The organism is Nostoc sp. CALU 1950, from assembly GCF_051172895.1.
GTDB classification, from domain to species: domain Bacteria; phylum Cyanobacteriota; class Cyanobacteriia; order Cyanobacteriales; family Nostocaceae; genus Nostoc; species Nostoc edaphicum_A.
Genome location: NZ_JBDNJQ010000110.1, coordinates 1 through 21,255 on the forward strand (window position 1 = coordinate 1; position 21,255 = coordinate 21,255).

Genomic DNA, 21,255 nt, shown 5'->3' on the forward strand with positions numbered 1-21,255 from the left:
GAAGTCGGGGATCTGGACATCGCGCATTTTCACAACTCATTTAGGATTGCTATATTTAGTGGGGATGCAAAAACGCCGTTTATTAAGACGCTAGCGGACTAGCTATCCACCCCTCGTACAGAATTAATTCATGCTGAATTCTGACTCCTGACTACTGACTCCTGAATTCTGTTTCTATAAAGCCCTCAAATGACGGCTTCGCACCCGTTCAGCACTACCAGTAGGAATCGCAGCAATTAATTTTTGCGTGTACTCCTCTTTGGGTTCCAGGTAGATGCTTTCGGCTGTGCCTTCTTCAACAATTTGACCGCGATTCATGACTAAAATGCGATCGCTCATAAATTTCACCACACTCAAATCGTGAGAAATAAAAATATAAGTAAGTTGAAAGTCTGACTGTAATTCTTTGAGAAGATTTAATACCTGCGCCTGTACCGAAACATCCAGTGCTGAAACTGATTCATCGCAGATGATAAACTTAGGATTTAATGCCAAAGAACGGGCTATGCAAATCCGTTGGCGTTGACCACCAGAAAACTGATGAGGATAGCGGTTAATCGCATCTGCACTCAACCCTACCCTTTCTAAAAGTTCAGCTACTCGTTGGCGTCGTTGTTGCTTTGTCTTCCCAACGCCGTGAATTATCAACGGTTCCATCACCGCGTCCCCAACCTTCATCCGGGGATCGAGGGAACTAAAAGGATTTTGGAAAACTATTTGCATTTCCCGCCGCAGTTTTTGCAACGGTTCTCCTTTGAGGGTAGTAATATCTTGTTTCTCAAAGATAATCTGACCACTCATCGGTTCAATTAATCGCAGCAAGGTTCTACCAAGGGTGGTTTTACCGCAACCAGATTCTCCCACCAAACCTAATGTTTCCCCTGGTTTAACATCAAAGGAAACGCCATTCACTGCCATGTTGTAGCGTTTTGTCCCACCAAACACCCCGCGCACGGGAAAACCAACTTTCAGGTTGCGGATTTGCAGTAGGGGTTCTTTCTCATTGAAGTTTGCTAATCTTGCAGCAATCTCTTCAGTGGTGACTTCTGTAGGTTGTGCGGGTTCTTTCGCCTGAATTACTATTTGTCCCGTCGTTGTCTCTTCTGCACTCATGTAGTCAGAAACGGTGAGTAATTTTTGGGGACGGCGGTTAAGTGTGGGGCGACAAGCTATCAAACCTTTAGTATATGGATGCTGGGGACTGCTGAAAATTTGCCCAGAAGTACCAGATTCGACAACTTTGCCTCTATACATCACTGCTACTTCGTCAGCAATTTCTGAAATTAGCCCCAAGTCGTGAGTGATGAAAATCATTGCCATGTCACGGGTTTGTTGCAATTCTCGCATTAACTCCAAAATAGTTGCTTGCACCGTCACATCTAAAGCTGTGGTTGGTTCATCAGCAATTAAGATTAATGGGTTGCAAGAAATTGCCATTGCAATCATCACCCGTTGCAACTGACCCCCAGAAAGTTCATGGGGGTAGCGTTCCAGCATGGCTTCTTTGTGTTCTTTAACCAACTGTGCCAACTTTGATGGTTCTAGTTTCGATGAAGTTTCGGTATACTGCTGCTGTATCTCTTCATCACTCGGTAGAAGTTTTACCTCTTGTAAACCTGCGATCGCAATTTGTCGGGCTTGGGCTGCTGACACATTTTGATGCCGCATGATCGCTTCTGTTAGCTGAAACCCAATGTTATAAACTGGATTGAGCGAACTCATAGGTTCTTGAAAAATCATGGCGATGTCGCCACCCCGGTGTAGCTGCATTTGCTCAGGAGGCAATTTTACCAAATCTATAGGGTTGGCGTTCTCTTGAGGACGAAACCAGATTTCACCGCCAGTAACTATACCGGGAGTCTGCAACAAACCCATCACAGCTAGGGCTGTCACTGATTTACCACTTCCAGATTCTCCTACTATTCCTAGAGTTTCACCTCGATGCAACCCAAAAGAAATACCATCCAAAGCTCTGACAGTATTGCCATCACTGGGAAATTCAACTTGTAGATTGCGAACCTCTAGGACAGTTTCTCTCATAGGAGTTGTTTATGAATATTAACTTAAAATTATTTGGATTTTAACAATAGTTTTAATGTATATGTCGGTAAATTTGGTTTTTACCCACAATTGACATTACATACCTCCACAATATACACGCATTTGTAATGTCGAACTGCTTCTGATTTTTGATCGCTAGACTCGAAATAGCTCAATCACTGTCGGCTTAGTCACTTTCCCCATTGCGTTGCGCGGTAATTCTTCAACTAGCAAAATTTGGGTTGGAACTTTATAAACCGCCAATCGCTCTTTTGCCCAACTCCTAAAAGATTCTAATGTTAAAGGTTCTGAACCTTGCAATACTAATGCTGCACAGACGCGTTCACCCCACTCTGGATCGGCAACCCCAACCACTGCACATTCCTGAATATCTGGATGCGATCGCAATACTTCTTCAATTTCTAAAGCTGAAACTTTATACCCTCCCGTTTTGATGATATCCACACTCATCCGTCCCAGAATTCGGTAGTTGCCGTTCTCAACTACAGCAGTATCTCCAGTACGGAACCAACTAGCTTGGAAAGCTTTGGCGGTTGCTTGGGGGTTTTGCCAATATTCTAAAAACACTCCGGGGCTTTTAACTTGAATCTCTCCTGGTGTTCCGGCTGGAACTAACTCCCCGTTCTCATCCACTAATCTCACTTCAACTTCAGGTAGTGGCTTTCCCACATATCCAGACAACCGTTCACCGTGTAAAGGGTTCGATAACGCCATACCGATTTCCGTCATCCCATAGCGCTCAAGCAGAAAATGGCCGCTGATGGTTTGCCACTTTTCTAAAACTTGAACTGGTAATGCTGCCGAGCCAGAAACCATCAGGCGCATTTTAGCACAGCCTTCTGACATACTTTTTTGGCGTTCCTTAGAAGCAGTTTCCCAAGCAGCAATCAGCTTTACATAAATTGTTGGTACTGCCATAAATAGGGTTAAGTCACCGTCACAAATTCGGTTCCAAACGGTTTGGGCGTCAAACTTGCTTAACATTTGGCACTCCGCGCCAGCCCATAAAGCACAAGTCAGTACGTTAATAATTCCATGAATATGATGTAGTGGCAGTATATGTAAAATGCGATCATCCGATGTCCATTCCCAAGCGGTTATTAAGCTAGTCACTTGCGCTTGAATATTTTGATGGGTTGTAACTACACCCTTCGGTTTACCTGTTGTACCGCTGGTGTAGAGAATTAAGGCGCGTCTAGTGATATCTATCTCTGGGAGGCGATCAATATTAGATGGGAGAGTTTCTGAGGTGAGGATAAATCGCAAATTGTATTCTTGGGCGAGCGAACGCAGTATACCCTCAAAATTAGGATGAGCAACAATAATCGATGCTCCAGAATTGGCAATTACATACTCCAATTCTGGGCGTGGATGGGAAACACACAGAGGTACAGCTATGCCACCAGCCCGCCAAATCCCCCATAGAGTCGCTACATATTCAAACCCAGGCGGGATGAGAAAGGCAACTCGCTGCTCCTGTAAATCTTCTGTATTCTGAAGAAGGCTTGTTGCTATTTGACTGGAAGTGTTGAGCAAATCCCGATAAGTAAATGCTCCATCTGTTGTATCAATCGCTGTTTTCTCGTTGTGTTCTTCAGCACGAATAATCAATGGTAGATTCACGTTTTTTACCGATTGAGGGTTGATTCAGTCTACTGAAAGAAAGCATATAGCAATCCCAAACAAGATGTAAATTTTACTATTCCCTATTCCCTTCCTCTACAACCAACGTTGTTTTTTCGCATAAGCAATACTACAAATCACAATTAATACCATCATGCATATCACAGCAGGATAAGCCCAAGGTTGCTCTAATTCCGGCATATATTTGAAGTTCATACCATAGAAACCAGACATGAAAGTTATTGGTAAGAATATGGTAGAGAGGATAGTCAGACGATTAATTCGTTCACCAGTTTTGCTAGCAATATTATCGCGTTGAATTTCCATTAATTCTGACATCCAGGCTCTCAGAGATTGATATTCTTGCCAGAGTTTATCAACCTGATGAACTAATTCTTGATTGAAGAGTTCTTTCACTGGCTGGGTGATCCATTGGAAATCTTCGTTATTCATCATAGCCATAAGTAACTTGATGCTTTGAAAATTACGGCGTCCTGAACGAGTAGATTGCCTCATTGTGGCAATTTTTTTGTACGTTGATTCATCACCCAAATTATCTAAAACTTCATCTTCTAAATCATCAAGTTTTCTAGAAATATAATCAAATACATTATCATAATTATTCAAAACATATTTAAAAATCAGATAAAAAAGATAGTCAATTCCCAAACTTGGTATATCTGGAGTTCGCTTTTGCAAATTATTTGCTAGATTGCTTAAAATTTTTAGTTCAGTGATTTCAAAAGTGATAATAAAATTATTTCCAACCACAATATTGCCACAGGCAACCTCAAATTCATTATTTTTGATTTGAGTAGTTAGAATTTCATAGCTGTCAAATAAACAATCTTCTACATCTTCGTCAATTCCTACAGAGGAATGGTTAAAAATCATCTCAACACGATATGGGTTCAGTCCAAAATGCTTGACAATTCTGGCGGTTCCGGTGCGATCGCGGAAGTGGATACAGCGCAACCAAATATTCTGAGAACCATCAATTCTTTCCAGTACTTTATCGACATCATTGCTAGTGAATAACTCCAGGTTTTCTGGATAAAAAGTGAAGAGAGTTAGCATACAGTAATCCTAGTTGATTCATAACAAAATATGGTAACTCATGTTAAGTATTAAGCATTTAAGTTCTGACTTCATAAGCACTAAAGTGCTTACTACAAACTATATTAAGTCATAGCTAAATCTTTTTATCTTTTCCCAGATTTAGGGCGAGTGGTTGGTGCTGGTGCTGACTTATTTTGCAGAATTGCAATTTCTCTTTGTGCATCTTGATAACTATCTTTCTCTCCTTGCTGTTGGAATAGTTTTGCAGCTTTTTTGAAATCTGCGATCGCTCCTTGTTTGTTTTTCTGCTTGGTGCGAATTATACCCCGGTTATAGTAGGCTAAGGCATTGTTAGCATTAATTGCGATCGCTCGTGAATAATCTTGATTTGCAGCTTTTGTATTTCCCAGTTCGAGATAGGCGTTACCACGGTTGTTGTAAGCTGCTACATTATTAGTATCTAGTTTTAATGCTTCGGTGTAATCTTCAATAGCGCCTTTATAATTTCCGAAAGAAAAACGGTGAATACCTCTGTGGATGTAAGCTGCAATAAATTTAGGATCAATCTCTAAAATAGTGTTGTAATCTTCAGTAGCTTCTACTTTATTTCCCAACTCACTGTAAATATCACCACGATTAAGAAAAGCTTCGATATATTTGGGATTGATGTTGATTGCATCTGCGTAATCTTTAAGTGCTGCATATTGCTGTTTATTAACAGATTGAGTTAAACCCCTTTGATAATAAGCTTTAGCATCACTAGGATTAATTTTAATTATTGCGTCAAAATCTTGGATTGCTGCAAGTCTTTGTTTAAGGCGACGGCGAAGAATACCTCGTTGCAAGTAAGCTTCGGTATACTCAGGCTTGAGAGCGATGGCTTTGCTAAAATCTCCAATTGCTCCTTTATTATCCTTCACTTGAGAACGAGCTAATCCCCGGCCATAGTAAGAGTATGCATTCTCAGAGTTTAACTTAATCGCTTGGGTATAGTCTGCGATCGCTTCTTTGTACTTGCTTAATCCATAAAAAGCAAATCCTCGGTCAAAATAGGCATTAGCATCTTGAGGATTGAGTAAAATTGCTTGGCTAGAGTCTGCTTGTGCTTGCTCATAGTCTCCTAATCGATAATAAGCATCGCCTCGCTTATTATAAGCCAGAGCATTTTGCGGATCTAATTCAATAGCCTGATTGAAATCTTTAACTGCTCCTTCATAGTTTCCTGATTCATATTTATTTACTCCCTGTTGGTATAATGTTTGTTGAGCATCACTTACAGGTTTTGGCAACCTCAATTGCCAAGCTCCAACACCAAGTGTGATACAACCAGCTATCCCCGTCAGAACTAGTAATAATTTTTTATCATCCTGTTTTTGCGGATCTTCAACATTTGTTAATTTTTTTAGATCATCTAAAACTTCGGTTGCATACTGGTAGCGTTTACGATAATCAAAACGCACCATCTTATTAATAATTTTTTCTAACTTTCTGTTAACTTTTAGGTTTTTGGGACGCCAAACTATTTCACCTGTCAGCTTATTTTTCTGACTTTGCAAATTAGATATTTCCTTTGCATTTAAACCTCGAAGTGCTGCGATCGCAACAATACCTAAAGCATATATATTGCTGTTGTATTTGAGGTTGCCGTTAACTTGTTCTATCGGCATATACTCAAGATTGTCAACGGTATTAGTGATGGCTTCATTAAAAGTACCAAAATTAACCAAAACTAACTTTTTATCTGATTCTCTACGAATAATATTTGCTGGTTTAATATCCCGATGAATCACGCCATAGCTATGTGCAATAACCAAAATTTCTAATATTTCGGATAAAAGATTAATTACTTGGTCTTCACTTAGAGGTTGTCCCTGGATAATTTCGTCACTTAAAGAATTACCAGGTATGAATTCTTGGACTATATAGAATTCTTCATTTTCTTCAAAATAAGCAACTAGCTTTTGGATTTTATCGTTTTCCTGTCCTAGTTTTTCTAAAGTTGCTGCTTTACTAGCAAACAAGCGGCTTAGGATTGTTAAAGTTTGGGGATTTTGACTAGGAGGACATAATTGCTTTACTATAAGTTCGCTGCCAGGAAGATTAGTATCTTCAACTAGATAGGTTTTCCCCTTTTCCCCATCATTGAGAACTTTTAGTATCCGGTAATGTCCATCTAGGAAATGACTATTCATCAATATAAATATAGTATTATAAGCTACTTGATTATATTTTACGTGCTATTACTGGTAATGTTTATTTGATAAATATTTATTAAAAAAATCAATGCCATTTTGGCAGGTAAAAGTGTTAATTATTAGCTAATATTGTTCTTGATGAAAAGAATGTTCTGTCGTGTCCGCTTAAAGACTTATCATTAAGACCGCAAAGGGGCAGAGGGGAGTGGTTTGGGTTTTCTGCATAGGTTCGGGAATCATAACTAATTAGCCGGAGATTACAGACTTAATACGGTTACATATTACCAGACTTAAGTAATATTTGTGCATTAAACGAGACTTGAGAAAGTAGATGAATATATAAGGAGGTTATTTTGCTCCTTCTTCAGCAATCCCACTCATGACACCTAATCATAGAATGGGGTAGAAAAATAACAATTTACAGTATCTTGAACCCTATATAGAAGATTGAAAATTAACATCTTTGGGCAAAAAAAAGATTTGGCAGCTACAGCGAAGCGTCAATTGCTCAAGGCGCTGAATCAACGCGACACATCTGCCGTTAAGAACTTGATTACAGAATGGCAAACCATTCTGGGATCAGAAAAGTTAACTAATTTGATTGTTAACGAGGTAATACTTGAATGCGATTCTGACAGCCACAGTTGGTTTTGTCAAATTTTTCTTGGACAAGCCCAATATCAACAGATGGGGGAAAAAGCTCAAATTAACGTCTTTCAAACCTTATTGGGTGCAGGTTTGGAACCTGGCAAAGACTTTAGCTTTGGATCTGATAGCAGGATTATTGTAAGCGATCGCGCCAAGCAAATCTTACTGTGCCAAGTGCCACAGGAGCATCGGGTATCATTTGAAGCACAGTTAGAATCCTTGCTAGCCTTAGATCCAGTTACTACCATCGAACAGGAGTTAGGGTGTGCATTTTTTACCAATTTGACTGAGATTGCCATCCAACAGATACAGGTACTAAGTAATTCCCAAGCAGCGGCTTATCTAGGAGTGCTGTTGGCTGGATTAGTGTCGCGTCATCCTCAACTGAAGGATGCGGACTTTCCGACACGATTTATTTTCAATATTCTTCAAGAACTGTCCGAGGAACGAGCAATGTTAATCTTGAACGATCCAGAGACAAATCCCCAGTTCGATGAAATTATTATCTTTGGGCATTTATTAGCAGCAATGGGAGATAAAGAATATCACCGCATTGCAGACGAAGAGAGTGGTATCAGCCTCGAACAACTCAAAAAACTTGATTTAGTTTGGTGCGGTGAACGCCGACTTTCGGAAATAGTAGCCATGATGGAAAAATGGCATCCCAAAAATAGATAAGTAGGTTGGGATGAAGAGTGCTGAGTGCTGTTAGCGTTAGCGGGGCGTTTAGCCCGTGCTGAGTGCTGAGTTAAAAGATCACGCTACTTGCGGGCGGGGCTTGTACCAAGTACATAAGTGTTGAGTAGTTTTTTACTTACTCAGCACTCTAAGCCGAGGCACTCAGGACTGAGTGTTGTAAATAATTATCTTTGGGATAAGGCAGGGGAAAAAGGGTTTGAGCCTTGTTTACTTTTCTTCATACAGCTTGGTTTTATTGTCCCGACTTATTTAATCAGCAATTCAAAATTTAGTTCTACTAGTATGTCAAATTCATTTTGATGGTTAGAGAGACGCGATAAATCGCCGTCTCTACAGGGAATTTATTCATCAATTATTTATTGACAGACTACTACGCTGGCACTACAAATTTCTCACTACCAGCCAATTCAAAGGCTGCATGAATAGCTTGCAAAGCTTTAACACCTTGCTCTTGGGCCACAACACAACTAATTTTGATTTCTGAGGTGGCAATCATTTGAATATTGATTTGTTGTTGGGCTAAAGCTTCAAACATTTTAGCGGCAACACCTGGTTGTCCGAGCATACCTGCACCGACAATACTCACCTTAGCGATCGCACTATCTAAAACAACTTCACCCCATCCTAACTCTGCCGCTACTTGGGTAAGCATTTTTTTGGCATTTTCCCCGTCTATCCGCGAGACTGTAAAGGCAATATCTCGTCTGGGAACACCATCAATTACCCGACAGCGCTGAGATTGGATAATCATATCAACACTAATATTATGTTGCGCTAATAATCCAAACAATTTTGCCGCCATCCCCGGACGATCTGGCAATTGGCGAATAGCAAGACGCGCTTGGTTCAAATCGAGGGCGACGCCGCGAACGGGAGGACAATTGGGCAGAGGGGCAGAGGGGCGGAGGGGCAGAGGGGAAAAACTTACTGCAACTTCTCCTCTGCTCCCCTGCTCCCCTGCTCCCCTGCTCTCCTGCTCCCCTGCTCCCCTGCTCCCCTGCTCCCCTGCTTCGATCTCAAAGGCGGTGCGGAGTGCTAAGACGGCGCGATCGCATTGGTTGGCATCGACTACGCAACTTACTTTGACTTCGCTGGTGGAAATCATTTGAATATTCACGCCTGCTTCGGCTAAGGTGGCAAACATCTTTGCCGCAACACCAGGACGGCCAATCATTCCTGCGCCTGCGATGCTGACTTTGGCAATGTTATGTTCTACCATTACCTCGGCTTCTTCCGATTTGGGGTTAGATTGACTTCTTAGTGCTGGGGCGATCGCTGTTGCTACTGCTTCTGCCCGTTTTAATATTGGTGTTGTCACCGTAAAGGCAATGTCATTACTGTTGCCTTCATGAACTGACTGAATAATCAAATCTACGTCTACTTTTTGCCGAGAAATTTCGCCAAATAACCTTGCTGCAACACCTGGTTTATCAGGTACGCGCAACAAAGCAACCTTCGCTTGGTCAGTGTCAAATTCTACAGCATCCACTGGACGGGCAATTTCTAGATTGATTAGCGATCGCCCTTGGGGTTTGGCTGATGTCACCCAAGTACCTGGTTGATCCGTCCAACTAGACCTAACTACAAGGGGAACACCATAGTTACGGGCAATTTCCACAGCACGGGGATGCAGTACTTTTGCGCCCAAACTAGCTAATTCCAACATTTCATCGCAGGTGATGGCATCCATCAACTGAGCTTCAGCAACTAAGCGGGGGTCTGTAGTGAGAATACCTGGAACGTCTGTATAAATTTCGCAAAAATTCGCTCTTAATGCGGCTGCGATCGCCACTGCTGATGTGTCGGAACCACCACGACCCAAAGTCGTAATTTCCATCTCTCCGACGCTGGATGTACCTTGAAACCCTGCTACTACAACTACTTTCCCTTCATTTATGTGGCGACTTAGGCGAGTAGTTTCAATATGCAAAATCCGAGCGCGGCTGTGTTCAGCTTCGGTAATAATTCCTACCTGAGCGCCAGTCATGGAAATTGCGGGTTGTCCGAGTTCCTGCAAAGCCATGCTGAGTAAGGCAATGGTTACTTGTTCGCCAGTAGAAAGCAGCATATCCATTTCCCGGCGGTTAGGATTTGGAGAAATTTCAGTAGCTAGTTTGACGAGTCCATCGGTGGTTTTGCCCATTGCCGAAACCACTACGACAAGAGAGTTTCCAGCTTTAACAGTTTTATAAACACGCTGTGCAACAGCTTGAATACGTTCGACTGAACCGACAGATGTACCACCGTATTTCTGAACTATGAGCGCCATAACTTTTTATTTAATCAATTGTGCCTGCTTTCATTAACGCTTCCACCTGGTTAGGAAGCCTTCAAGGCTTATCAGTTATATAGTTTACTAAAAATTGCGTCGAATACCCTATAATAATTGATTATTCAAAAACTACATCTTCGTAGAGTGCTGGCATTGTTTCCTCAAAATCCACGCTATTGAGTCGAAATGATTGATCCTCTGATGTGTAAGATTGTAAAACCCATAACCCTTGCTCATTACGTCGAAAACACTCAACTCGCTGACGTTTGGTATTAATTAAAACATACTCTTGCAGACTTTCCAGTGTTTGATAATCGGCGAATTTGTCGCCTCGGTCAAAGGCTTCGGTAGAATTAGATAAAACTTCGACAATTAAACAGGGAAATCTTTTATAACCTGGCGTTTCTCGATCTCGTTGATCGCAAGTAACCATCACATCGGGATAATAAAAGCGATTCAGGGATTCAATTCTGGCTTTCATGTCAGCGATGTAAACACGACAACCAGAGCCGCGCACATGATTACGGAGGAGAGCGAATAGGTTTCCTGCAATGGTAACGTGTGGATCTAGCGCTCCAGCCATTGCATAGATGTAGCCGTCGATGTATTCATGCTTGATATTGCTCTGTTCCTCCATTTGGAGGTATTCTTCAACGGTGATGTAGTTTTGTTGGGGTGAGGCTATCATAGTTGAAACTTTAATTTAGGAATATGCTTCATTCTAGCGATTGCTTATTATCATCATCTTGATATTCTTTAACTTGCAAAAAGACGCGATTCATCGCGTCTTTACAAATTATCTATTTGTCCCATTCTTTTTTCAGTACTTAGCTAATAGGTAATGTAAACCAGAAAGTTGCCCCTGCATCCAATGCACTGTTTACGCCAATTTCGCCGCCGTGAGCATGGATAATTTGCTTACACAGATACAACCCCAATCCCAAACTTACAGAATTGCGGATACTTGCACCCCGAAAGTAAAGGTCAAAAAGCCGATCGCTTTGTTGTTGACTAATTCCTACGCCGTTATCACTAACAGTACAATAAATTTTGTCATCTTTATGGGTAGCGTTGATTGTCAAAAGCAATTCCGGAGGATTGTGTTTTAGAGCATTGACAATTAAGTTAGAAAAAACTCGCCATAGTTGTGTGGGATCAGCATTCACTAATGGCAAATCTGCGGATACTAGATTTGTCAGCTTGGCTTGATTTTGCTCTAATAATGGCTCTAAATCAGCGATCGCAGCTTCGACAACTGCCAGTAATTGTACGGGTTGACGTTGTAAAACAACACCTTGCATTTCACTGATATGAGTTTCCATCAACGAATTAATTAAGTTCAGTTGGCGATCGCTACTTTGAATCATCCGCTCTAAAATAGAACGTGAAACAGGGATTGGAGATTGGGGATTAGGGATTAGGGATTGGGAAGAGACTTCTTCTATAGTTCCCTCTTGTTTGCCTTGCCCTTGATTCCCAGTCCCCAGTCCCCAGTCCCCAGTCCCCACTCCCTGATTTAGCAAATTTTTCAGCACCATTACAGTACCCAGCACTGGGTTACGTAAGTCGTGGGAAACTGCATGGAAAAATACTCGTAGTTCTTCTTCAGTTTGCTTACGCCGGGTAATGTCTTCAATTAAACCTTCGTAGTAAAGCAATTTTCCCTGTTCGTCACGGACTGCGTAGGCTTTTTCTGAAATCCAGACAATACTCCCATCTCGGCGATAAATTTGAGACTCAAACTCTGAAACGCTGCCATACTTTTCCATCAGGCGCACAAATTCTGCCCGACGGTTTGGATCAACGTACAATTGTTCAATATCAGTGAAATTTGCTGTCACCTCTTCCACTAAAGAGTAGCCATAAATACGGGCTAGAGCGGGATTTGCCGTAATGTAACGTCCATCGGGACTGCTTTGGAAGATTCCTTCAACGGCGTTTTCAAAAATGGTGCGATATTTAGCTTCTGCAACCTTGAGTTTTTGATAGGCAGATTCCAGTTCTTGACGGGCATAAAACTCAGAGCATTGCAGGCGATCGTACAGATAAACACCAATATCACATATAGTACAAAACCAAAAAATGTATAAAATGAACGTTACATTATATATTCCTGGGTGTTCAGGAATCGGTGTTTCTAGTCCAAGTGCCGTATTCACACCAAAATAGTAAAGCAGCACACTCACTTGAGTCAGCAAGTGAAGAATCCAGCAGACGGGCATCAACACAGCTTGGCTCAAGAATAGCAGCGACCAACCGATGGTATCGGGTAGTGCAAAACCTGTAAGAGTTGCAAACAACTGCGATGCTAAACTAATTGACCAAGAAGACCCCAAAAATAATAAATCTGGACGATGACGACCTAACTTAGTTTTATGTAAGGCAAAGCAGACCAGTATACTCAGAAGCATTGCAACATTAATTACAATACGTTGAGTTCTAACTACTTCTGGCAACTGCTGCAACTCTTGAAAAGGAAAAAACAAGCCGTAAATGTCTCGCAAAGTAAAAGACAACAGACAAATCAGCGCCAGCCATAACCATAAACGTAATCTCTGCCACAAAAAATGGTTACGCCAAGCTTTGTAAAGAGTGTTGATTTCATCTGTTGTTGGTGCAGAAAAGGTTTTTCTCCACCAGTTTTGCACTGTTGTAAATGGAGTAGCCATTAGCATCCGAGCAACTTTGCCCATACCTTGAGGGTGTTTCCCTTATTCAATAGACTTCTTGCAGAAGTAGGGAAAAGGGAAAGGGGGGAAAGGGTAAAGGTTTTGTATTTAACCCTTTCCCTTTAACCTTTACCCTTTTCCCACAAGAGTGCAAAAAGCACCTTTGCAAGAGGTTTAATATTGCTATAAATAACACCCTCTCATTTTTTGGTGATTTATGGGCGATTTGTTGCGGATGAAGTTGCCAAAGGTAGTGTAAACCAGAAAGTTAACCCGCGCTTGCGGTTACTAATAACACCGATTTCGCCGCCATGTGCCTTAATAACTTTCCGACAAAGATACATTTTTAAGCCAATGCTTGTAGAGCAACAGTCTTGGGGATCGCGGACATGAAGATCGAAAAGGCGATCGCATTCTACTTTACTCATTCCCACGCCGTCATCTTGAATCTGAGTGCGAATCATTCCCGCCTCAACGGTGGCACTCAGGCTAAAATTTAATCCTGGTGGATTATTTTGCAAGCTATGTGTGATTAAATTTGCCAAAACTTTCTGCAACCGAGTCCCATCTGCCATTACTAACGGTAAATCTGCGGGAACCAAGTTTTTTAGAGTCGCTTGATTTTGTGTAAGTATGGGTTCCAACTGGGCGAATGTGCCTCCCAGTAGGGTGCTAAGTTGCACTGGTTCGAGTTTGATCTCAAGACCTTGTTTTTCACAAGAATTAATTTCTAGCAATGAGTTAATCATTGTTAGTTGGCGATCGTTGCCTTGAATCATCCGCTCGATAATTGAGCGAGATATTGGGATTGGGGATTGGGCATTGGGCATTGGGGATTGGGCATTGGGGATTGGGGATTGGGGATTGAGGATTGAAGATTGGGAGGAGACTTCTTCAATAATTTGTCTTTGTTCACTTTTACCCTGATTCCCAGTCCCCAGTCCCCAGTCCCTAGCCCTCAGCCCCTGATTTAACAAATTCTTCAACACCATCAAGTTACCCATTACCGAAGTTCGTAAATCGTGGGCAACGGTGTGCAAAACTACATCTTTGACGCGATGCAATTTTTCAACTTCTTGCATTTTCTGCTGCAACTGGGCTGTTCGTTCTTCTACTTGGTGTTCTAAATTAGTGTTGAGTTCTGCTAGTTTTTGGCATATCTGGCTTTGCTGAATAGCGATCGCTACTTGTTCTGACATCTGCTGTAATAAATCAATTTCTATCGGCAGCCAATGACGCGAACCTGAGCATTGATTGGCAATTAACGCCCCAAATAATTCATCATCTAGCATAATTGGTACAGCCAAGCTAGCCTTCGTTTGGAATTTTTGACAGTGTGCTTTGACTTTGGGAGATACTGTCATTTGCGTTATGTCTTCAACGACACGCACAAAATTATCTTTTAGTAAATTTCGCACTTCTTTTAGATAAGCTTCATCATTAGTAGACCAACCTGAGACTGATGGATATTTGGGATCTACTGATTCGGCAAGAGTTCTGATTCCTAAATTGGCATTATTTAAACTGATGAAAACTCGATCTGCTTGCAGAAATTGTCTGACTTCCGTGACGGTGGTTTGGAGAATTTGCTCTAAGTTAAGCGAAGACCGAATTCGCACTAGGGTTTCTGCCAACAAGCGATCGCGTTGGGCACAAAGGCGGAATTGTGCTTCTACCTGTTTGCGTTCTGTAATGTCGTGATGCACTGCCAGGATGGAGGGGATACCATCTAAATCAATCACTTCGGCTGAAAGCAGCGTTGTAATGATCTCACCAGACTTTTGCCGAAATTCAAATTCTAAGTTGCGAACAACTCCCGTACCTTGCAACTGCTCTAACAAATTCAGGCGATCGCGATCGTCTACCCAAAGATTTAACTCAAAAGAAGTTTTACCAATCGCCTCATCTCGCTCATAACCTGAAAGTTTTACAAAACTGTCGTTAACTTCGATGAAGCGTCCTTCTTGTAGCGTACTAATGGTAATTGAATCGGGGCTGCAACTAAAAGCTTTAGCAAATTTTTGGGCAAGATTTTGTAAAGCGACTTCTCCCTGTTTCTGATCTGTGATATCTCGGACAATTGCTAGTACCTCATCTTGACCACTCACGACCAACCGCGCTTCATAATTTCTGATTCCCAAAGGCGTTGGTAGCTGATATTCGCAAGTTTGTAAAGTTCCAGAATCTAAAGTTTTAGCGATCGCTACTTGGCTAATCGCGGCAACATCACTAGGCAATAACTCTTGCACATGTTTTCCAACTATTTCTTCTCTCGAAAGAGTGACATTTGCTCCTTCACTTTTCAAATCTAAATACTCGCCATCGCGGCTGATGCGAAACATCAAATCGGGGATAGCATCCAAAATTGCTTTATACCGCGCCTCACTTTCTTGCAATTTTTCTTCGGCTTGTTTCCGGTCTGTAATATCCATGACCAAGCCATTCCAAAGAAAATCACCATTGGCTTGTAGTTCTGGTTGTGAAGTACCTTGAATCCACTTAAGTTTGCCACTAGGCGTAATAATCCGACCTTCCCAATGCCAAGGCGTAAAAGTGGTGCGACAAACAGCAATAGATTCTGCAAAAGCTTTTATATCCTGTGGATGAATCAGTTTGTATAGCACCTGGAAGTCTGCCTGTATAGCTTCTGGTTCTAATTCATACAAATATTTACAACCAAAACTAATATAAGGGATAAATACAGAATCATCCTGCCGTTGCAGAATTTGGAAAATCATCCCCGGTAAATTGGCAGCAATTGTTTCCAACAGAGTGATATTCTCTGGTTGAAAATCTGGTTTATACGCTGATTTTACAATTTCATCCACTCTTAGACCCTTTGATATATAAGAAATTGGCATAATATTCAAGGCAATCATAGCCATTGTGAGAGATTTTTAGCTGTCGGCATGTAGGCGTAGCCCGTCGTAGACATCACTAACAGCAGAAAAAGTGGCTCTACTTTCAGAGTAGTTCTGGATGATGCGATCGCATTCACCCAATCGGGTGAACCATTTGTCAAAGAACGAATCAGTTTAGGAATGTTGAGTCAGCGATCGCCCTTGACGCTTGGCGGACTAAGCCGCCACTGCGACTTCTGGCTGAGTGAGCTTTTTGATTTGTGAGAATTGCAAACCGCAGTTCCCCGACTTATTAAAGAAGTTGGGGATATTTTTGATCACAAATGATTCAGGATTACTATAATAATCCATCAAGCTAACGAAAACCTGCTAGGTATTAAGCACTTGATGTTTAATACAAGGACTTTAGTCCTTACTACAAACTTATTTACTTAACATACAGGACTCCTATAGGAATCCTATAGGACTCATATTTGATTTCTGAAAAAACTCAGTACAACTAAGAAGCCTTCTTGACTGTTGCCTATTGCCTGCCTATCACGCTTGCGCTGCGCTTGTCTGCGACACGCTCCGCGAACGCGCACCACGCAAATTAGTTCAGAAATCAAAGCGGATTCCTATAGTTAACTTGACAAACTACTAGAATAAATATACTAGTTACACCCAAACTGATAACATGAATAATACCACCGTCAGTTTACCTCCTACCCTCGAATTAAATATCGACTTGACTGACGAGCAATTTTTTCAGCTTTGTCAAAATAATCGAGACTTAAAGTTTGAACGGACAGCTTCAGGGGAATTAATTATTATGCCACCTACTGGGAGTAGTACTAGTGACCGTAATGCTGATTTAACTTATCAATTAAGAGCTTGGAGTCGTCAAAATAAGCTAGGAAAATCCTTTGACTCTTCTGGTGGTTTCAAACTTCCTAATGGTGCAGAGCGTTCTCCAGATGCTTCCTGGGTGAAAATGGAACGGTGGAATGCTTTAAGCGAAGCAGAAAAAGAAAGATTTGCTCCTTTGTGTCCCGATTTTTTGGTTGAGTTAATGTCTCCGAGTGATTCATTAGAAAAAACGCGAGCCAAAATGAGGGAATACATCGATAATGGCGCAAGATTGGGCTGGTTAATTAATAGAGGACAGCAGCAAGTAGAGGTTTATCGTCTCAATAGAGAAGTTGAGATTTTACAAAGTCCTAAAACTCTATCTGGAGAAGATATTTTGCCAGGATTTGTTTTAGATTTGGCGGAAATTTGGTAAGTAATTCGCATATCGTACAACGCTAGCATAATTATCATAAATTATTATCAGAAAATAAATGCGATATCTACGACGGGCTACGCCTACGCAACTCAACATCAAAAGCATCGCACGTAATATTCTTTAGCCATAGTTGCAGTCAATCGCAGGCAACTTTGATCGCAACAATCAGATAGAAAATAGTTTTTTAATACATTTAATGTATTGAGGTATTATAAGCTTATGAAGCAAGTCCTGACAGTATCCTGCAAATTCCAAGTCACACCTGAACAAGTTGCCAAAATTGATGCAACATTGCAGGCTTTTGCAGATGCTTGCGAATACGTGAACAAGACTGCACCACCAACATTGGTAAACGAATTGGCGATGCAATCTTTGGTTTATCACAGCGTCAGGGCGTTGTTTGGTTTGTCTTCTCAGTTGGCTATTCATGCGGTAAGGAGAGTATCGGGAAATCGCAAGACTGCCAAACAGAAGGGGTTTGTTGTTAAAAAATTTGCCCCGACTTCGGCAACCTACGACGTAAGAACATTCAGCTTTAAAGAGTTAGACTGGACTGTTAGTTTGACGTTGATTGGTGGTAGAGAAAGGTTCATTCTTGCCATTGGTAATTACCAAAGGGGATTGTTGAAAGGACAAAACCCGAAAACAGCGACTTTGGTAAAACGTAAAAATGGCACATACTACCTGAATATTCAGCTTGAATCTGAGCCACCAATGCCGGAAGATGCAGATAAAGTATTGGGTATCGATTTGGGCAGGACAGATATTGCGGTTACTTCCGATGGGGATAAATTCAGTGGGCAAAACATAACCAAGATTCGAGATAAATACGCCAGAGTTAGGGCACAACTCCAACACAAATCCGCGAAAGGCACAAGAAGCAGTCGGCGGAGATGCCGTCAGCTTCAGCAACGGTTGTCGGGGAAAGAGAGGCGTTTTCAGGCTCACATTAATCATGTCACTAGCTACCAAATCGTAAAGGGAGCCAAGAACAACAATCAGATGATTGCCTTGGAAGAATTGACCGGAATCAGAGAACGCACAAACACCAAGATAGGTGGGAAACGAGAACGCCGACTTTCTAATAGTTGGAGTTTCTACCAGTTGCGGCAATTCATAAACTACAAATCGATTAAGTTTGGGGTGAAACTGGTTATTGTTGACCCACGCTATACCTCGCAAACTTGCCACAACTGTTTGCATATTCATCCTGTGAAGGGTGAATCGTATCGCAGTGGTAAGAAGTTTGTTTGTGGTCATTGTGGATGGGTTGGTGATGCTGATTTGAATGGCGCGAAAAATATTTCTGTAATTGGGGCTGTGATTGTAAGCCAGCCTCGTGGTTCGGGATTGTCTTGTAAGTTAGATGTGCTCTTTTGTAGAAAGACTGAGTACGTGCAACTAAACTTATTTGATATTTCTAGGGCTTCTGAAAGCTCCCACCTCAGCCGTTAGGCAGGTGGGAGTAGTTTACTATGCAGATGCGCTGCGTAGCCAAAGATTGAAACAGCGTCTCCAGTTAGGGGAAGAAATTGCTGATGCAGTTTACGATACGGGGTATGGTTCAAGTAGCCAATTGTATGAGAAAGCACCTAAACAACTGGGAATGACACCAAAGATTTACCAACAAGCTGGAAAGACAATCAGCATTGTCTATGCGATCGCTCCATGTCTACTAGGATATTTGCTGGTGGCAACAACAGAGAAGGGTATTTGCGCCGTTAAACTAGGTGATGAAGCAGACAAGCTTGAAGACATTTTGAATCAAGAATTTCACCAAGCGCACATCATGCGTGATGATCACACACACAAAGACTGGATACAAGCAATCCTCGACTTGATTGCGGGAGATAAAACACATCTCGATTTACCACTTGATGTCCGTGGGACAGCATTTCAGAAACAGGTTTGGCAAGCATTACAAAAAATTCCATACAGCGAAACGCGCACATATACCGATATTGCCCGTGATATTGCCAAACCCCAAGCAGTCCGCGCGGTGGCAAATGCTTGTGGAGCTAATCCAACAGCGCTGATTGTACCGTGTCACCGTGTGCTGCGGAGTGATGGCAGTCTTGGCGGTTACCACTGGGGAATTGAGCGCAAACAAAAACTGCTTACACAAGAATCGAAATTTCTCAAAGATGACTCAAACACCTGAACTAGCATCGTTAACTGAAGAAAGTCTAACCCGTGGTTTAATGGTGCTTGCCAATCTTGACAGCGATTTGGCTCGGATTTTAGAGACACTGGGGCCTCCACCAATCTGGTCAAGAGAACCGGGTTTTGCAACACTTCTGTGCATAATTCTGGAACAACAAGTTTCCTTAGCAGCTGCAAAAGCTGTATTTAACCGATTATGTGGCGTGGTTGTAACTCTAACGCCAGAAAACTTTCTAATATTGGATGATGCTCAATTAAGAGAGATTGGATTCAGTCGGCAAAAGATTCTATACTGTCGTGGGTTGGCGAATGCGATTGCAAGTGGTCAGCTTGATCTAACCAAGCTGGAAAGAATGGACGAAACTACTATCAGAACAGAGTTAAAGCGTCTCAAAGGTATCGGAGACTGGACAGTTGATATTTATTTGCTCATGGCGCTGCAACGTCCTGATGTCTTTCCTAAAGGCGATTTAGCGATCGCGATCGCATTACACAAACTCAAAAACTTGGCGACACGCCCAACACCAGCAGAACTCGAAGCAATGACACAGCATTGGCGACCCTGGCGAGCGGTAGCTGCAAGACTTCTATGGCACTACTACCTAAGTAATGGTAATACCAAATCTCCGTAAACTTGCACTTAATGATTGCTCCTTTGTACTTGGCAGTTTGTTTAATAAATATAAATTAAATGGTAGAAAATAAATTAAGCCTAACAGAACAAAAACCTGATAAAGCTTCAAACATCCTGCCGATAATCACAGTAATAATTGCATTATTAGCTTTATCATCAACAGCAATATTTATTAAAATTGCTGTTAACGAAATGAGCGCTGTTGCTACATTATTTAATCGCTTATGGATAGCGACTATTATCTTTGGATTATGGAGTGGAATTAACCAAGCCCGGACTCACATTAAAGATGATGAACCTGTATTACCACAGCAGCGTTATCCAATCAAAGAGATAGCTTTCTTAATAGCAGTGGGTCTAGTACATGTAATCGGTAGATTATCTTGGACTTGGTCGCTAACTCAAACTGGTGCTGCTAATGCTAACGCGTTAGGTAGTCTGAATCCGCTATTTACTACATTAGGAGGGTGGCTATTTTTTAATCAAATTTTTGGACGCAAATTTATTCTCGGTCTGATATTAGCAATAGTGGGTGCGATCGCAGTCGGATTTGAAGATTTATTACGCTCTAATAATAATTTTACAGGCGATGCTGTTGCCCTGATGTCATCTATATTTTATGCGGCAAACTTTTTACTTATCGAGCAAATTCGCAATAAGTTTTCAATTATTACCATCCTCGTTTGGCGCTGCGTGATCGCAACTTCATTGATGATTCCAGTAGTCCTAATCTTTGAAAAACAAGTTTTCCCAGTTACTTTATCGGGGTGGTTAGTAGTATTTGCCCTAGCTGCTATTTGCGAAGCTTTGGGGCATGGCTTAATTGTATACAGCCTGAAAACTTTTTCTTCAGGATTCATCTCTTTATTGTTGTTACTCAATCCAGTGATTGTTGCTATTCTTGCTTGGATACTTTTCTCGGAAAATTTGAGTATTTTTAACTTGTTAGGATTGGCTCTAATTTTAGGGGGTATATATCTAGCAATTTCTAATAAAGAATCTATCCGTTCTAGTGTTAATCCCCCCATCCAATCTCCAGCAGAAAGTGAATCTTAACAAGTTCGTAGTAAGGACTTTAGTGCTTAGAAAATAAGGACTAAAGTC

15 protein-coding genes are annotated in these 21,255 nt (G+C 41.5%); 6 read left to right on the plus strand and 9 right to left on the minus strand.

The window, feature by feature from the left end:
• Window positions 1-174 precede the first annotated feature (174 nt).
• From ABF638_RS25175 to ABF638_RS25190, 4 genes are all read right to left on the minus strand, one after another.
• A complete protein-coding gene (locus ABF638_RS25175) occupies window positions 175-2,040 on the minus strand; it encodes an ABC transporter ATP-binding protein (protein ID WP_435025646.1) in 1,866 nt (621 codons plus the stop codon).
• 156 nt (window positions 2,041-2,196) lie between these two features.
• The gene (locus tag ABF638_RS25180; RefSeq protein WP_435025647.1) at window positions 2,197-3,684 is read right to left on the minus strand and encodes an acyl-CoA synthetase; all 1,488 of its coding nucleotides are present in this window, start codon (window positions 3,682-3,684) and stop codon (window positions 2,197-2,199) included.
• A gap of 96 nt (window positions 3,685-3,780) precedes the next feature.
• Entirely contained in the window at window positions 3,781-4,761 is a 981-nt protein-coding gene (locus tag ABF638_RS25185; RefSeq protein ID WP_435025648.1) for a magnesium transporter CorA family protein, read from the minus strand.
• A 125-nt stretch (window positions 4,762-4,886) separates the two neighbouring features.
• The gene (locus tag ABF638_RS25190; protein ID WP_435025649.1) at window positions 4,887-6,935 is read right to left on the minus strand and encodes a tetratricopeptide repeat protein; all 2,049 of its coding nucleotides are present in this window, start codon (window positions 6,933-6,935) and stop codon (window positions 4,887-4,889) included.
• Between the two features lie 450 nt (window positions 6,936-7,385).
• On the opposite strand from ABF638_RS25190, the gene ABF638_RS25195 reads away from it, so the two are divergent.
• Window positions 7,386-8,264, plus strand: coding sequence for a hypothetical protein (locus ABF638_RS25195; RefSeq protein ID WP_435025650.1), 879 nt, complete (start codon window positions 7,386-7,388; stop codon window positions 8,262-8,264).
• A 391-nt stretch (window positions 8,265-8,655) separates the two neighbouring features.
• On the opposite strand, the gene ABF638_RS25200 is transcribed toward ABF638_RS25195, so the two are convergent.
• The 5 genes from ABF638_RS25200 to ABF638_RS25220 all read right to left on the minus strand — a co-directional run bounded on the left by ABF638_RS25200 (window position 8,656) and on the right by ABF638_RS25220 (window position 16,248).
• On the minus strand, window positions 8,656-10,554 hold the full coding sequence (locus tag ABF638_RS25200; RefSeq protein ID WP_435025651.1) for an aspartate kinase: 1,899 nt from the start codon (window positions 10,552-10,554) through the stop codon (window positions 8,656-8,658).
• A gap of 121 nt (window positions 10,555-10,675) precedes the next feature.
• Entirely contained in the window at window positions 10,676-11,245 is a 570-nt protein-coding gene (locus ABF638_RS25205) for a Uma2 family endonuclease (RefSeq protein ID WP_435025652.1), read from the minus strand.
• A gap of 139 nt (window positions 11,246-11,384) precedes the next feature.
• On the minus strand, window positions 11,385-13,250 hold the full coding sequence (locus ABF638_RS25210) for a PAS domain-containing sensor histidine kinase (RefSeq protein ID WP_435025653.1): 1,866 nt from the start codon (window positions 13,248-13,250) through the stop codon (window positions 11,385-11,387).
• A gap of 191 nt (window positions 13,251-13,441) precedes the next feature.
• The gene (locus tag ABF638_RS25215) at window positions 13,442-16,054 is read right to left on the minus strand and encodes a sensor histidine kinase (protein ID WP_435025654.1); all 2,613 of its coding nucleotides are present in this window, start codon (window positions 16,052-16,054) and stop codon (window positions 13,442-13,444) included.
• Window positions 16,055-16,101: 47 nt separating this feature from the next.
• Window positions 16,102-16,248, minus strand: a complete 147-nt coding sequence (locus tag ABF638_RS25220) for a hypothetical protein (protein ID WP_435025655.1) — start codon at window positions 16,246-16,248, stop codon at window positions 16,102-16,104.
• Between the two features lie 515 nt (window positions 16,249-16,763).
• Here ABF638_RS25220 and ABF638_RS25225 point away from each other — a divergent pair.
• The 5 genes from ABF638_RS25225 (at window position 16,764) to ABF638_RS25245 (ending at window position 21,207) form a co-directional block, all read left to right on the plus strand.
• Window positions 16,764-17,351, plus strand: a complete 588-nt coding sequence (locus tag ABF638_RS25225) for a Uma2 family endonuclease (RefSeq protein ID WP_435025656.1) — start codon at window positions 16,764-16,766, stop codon at window positions 17,349-17,351.
• 222 nt (window positions 17,352-17,573) lie between these two features.
• Window positions 17,574-18,809 (plus strand): RNA-guided endonuclease InsQ/TnpB family protein, encoded by a 1,236-nt coding sequence (locus tag ABF638_RS25230; protein ID WP_435025657.1) that lies wholly within the window; start codon window positions 17,574-17,576, stop codon window positions 18,807-18,809.
• Between the two features lie 4 nt (window positions 18,810-18,813).
• The gene (locus ABF638_RS25235) at window positions 18,814-19,515 is read left to right on the plus strand and encodes a methylated-DNA--[protein]-cysteine S-methyltransferase (protein WP_435025658.1); all 702 of its coding nucleotides are present in this window, start codon (window positions 18,814-18,816) and stop codon (window positions 19,513-19,515) included.
• A complete protein-coding gene (locus ABF638_RS25240; protein WP_435025659.1) occupies window positions 19,499-20,149 on the plus strand; it encodes a DNA-3-methyladenine glycosylase family protein in 651 nt (216 codons plus the stop codon). Before ABF638_RS25235 ends, ABF638_RS25240 begins: the two co-directional genes overlap by 17 nt.
• 59 nt (window positions 20,150-20,208) lie before the next feature.
• Complete coding sequence (locus ABF638_RS25245) at window positions 20,209-21,207, plus strand: DMT family transporter (protein ID WP_435025660.1); 999 nt, start codon at window positions 20,209-20,211, stop codon at window positions 21,205-21,207.
• The last annotated feature ends 48 nt before the right edge of the window (window positions 21,208-21,255 follow it).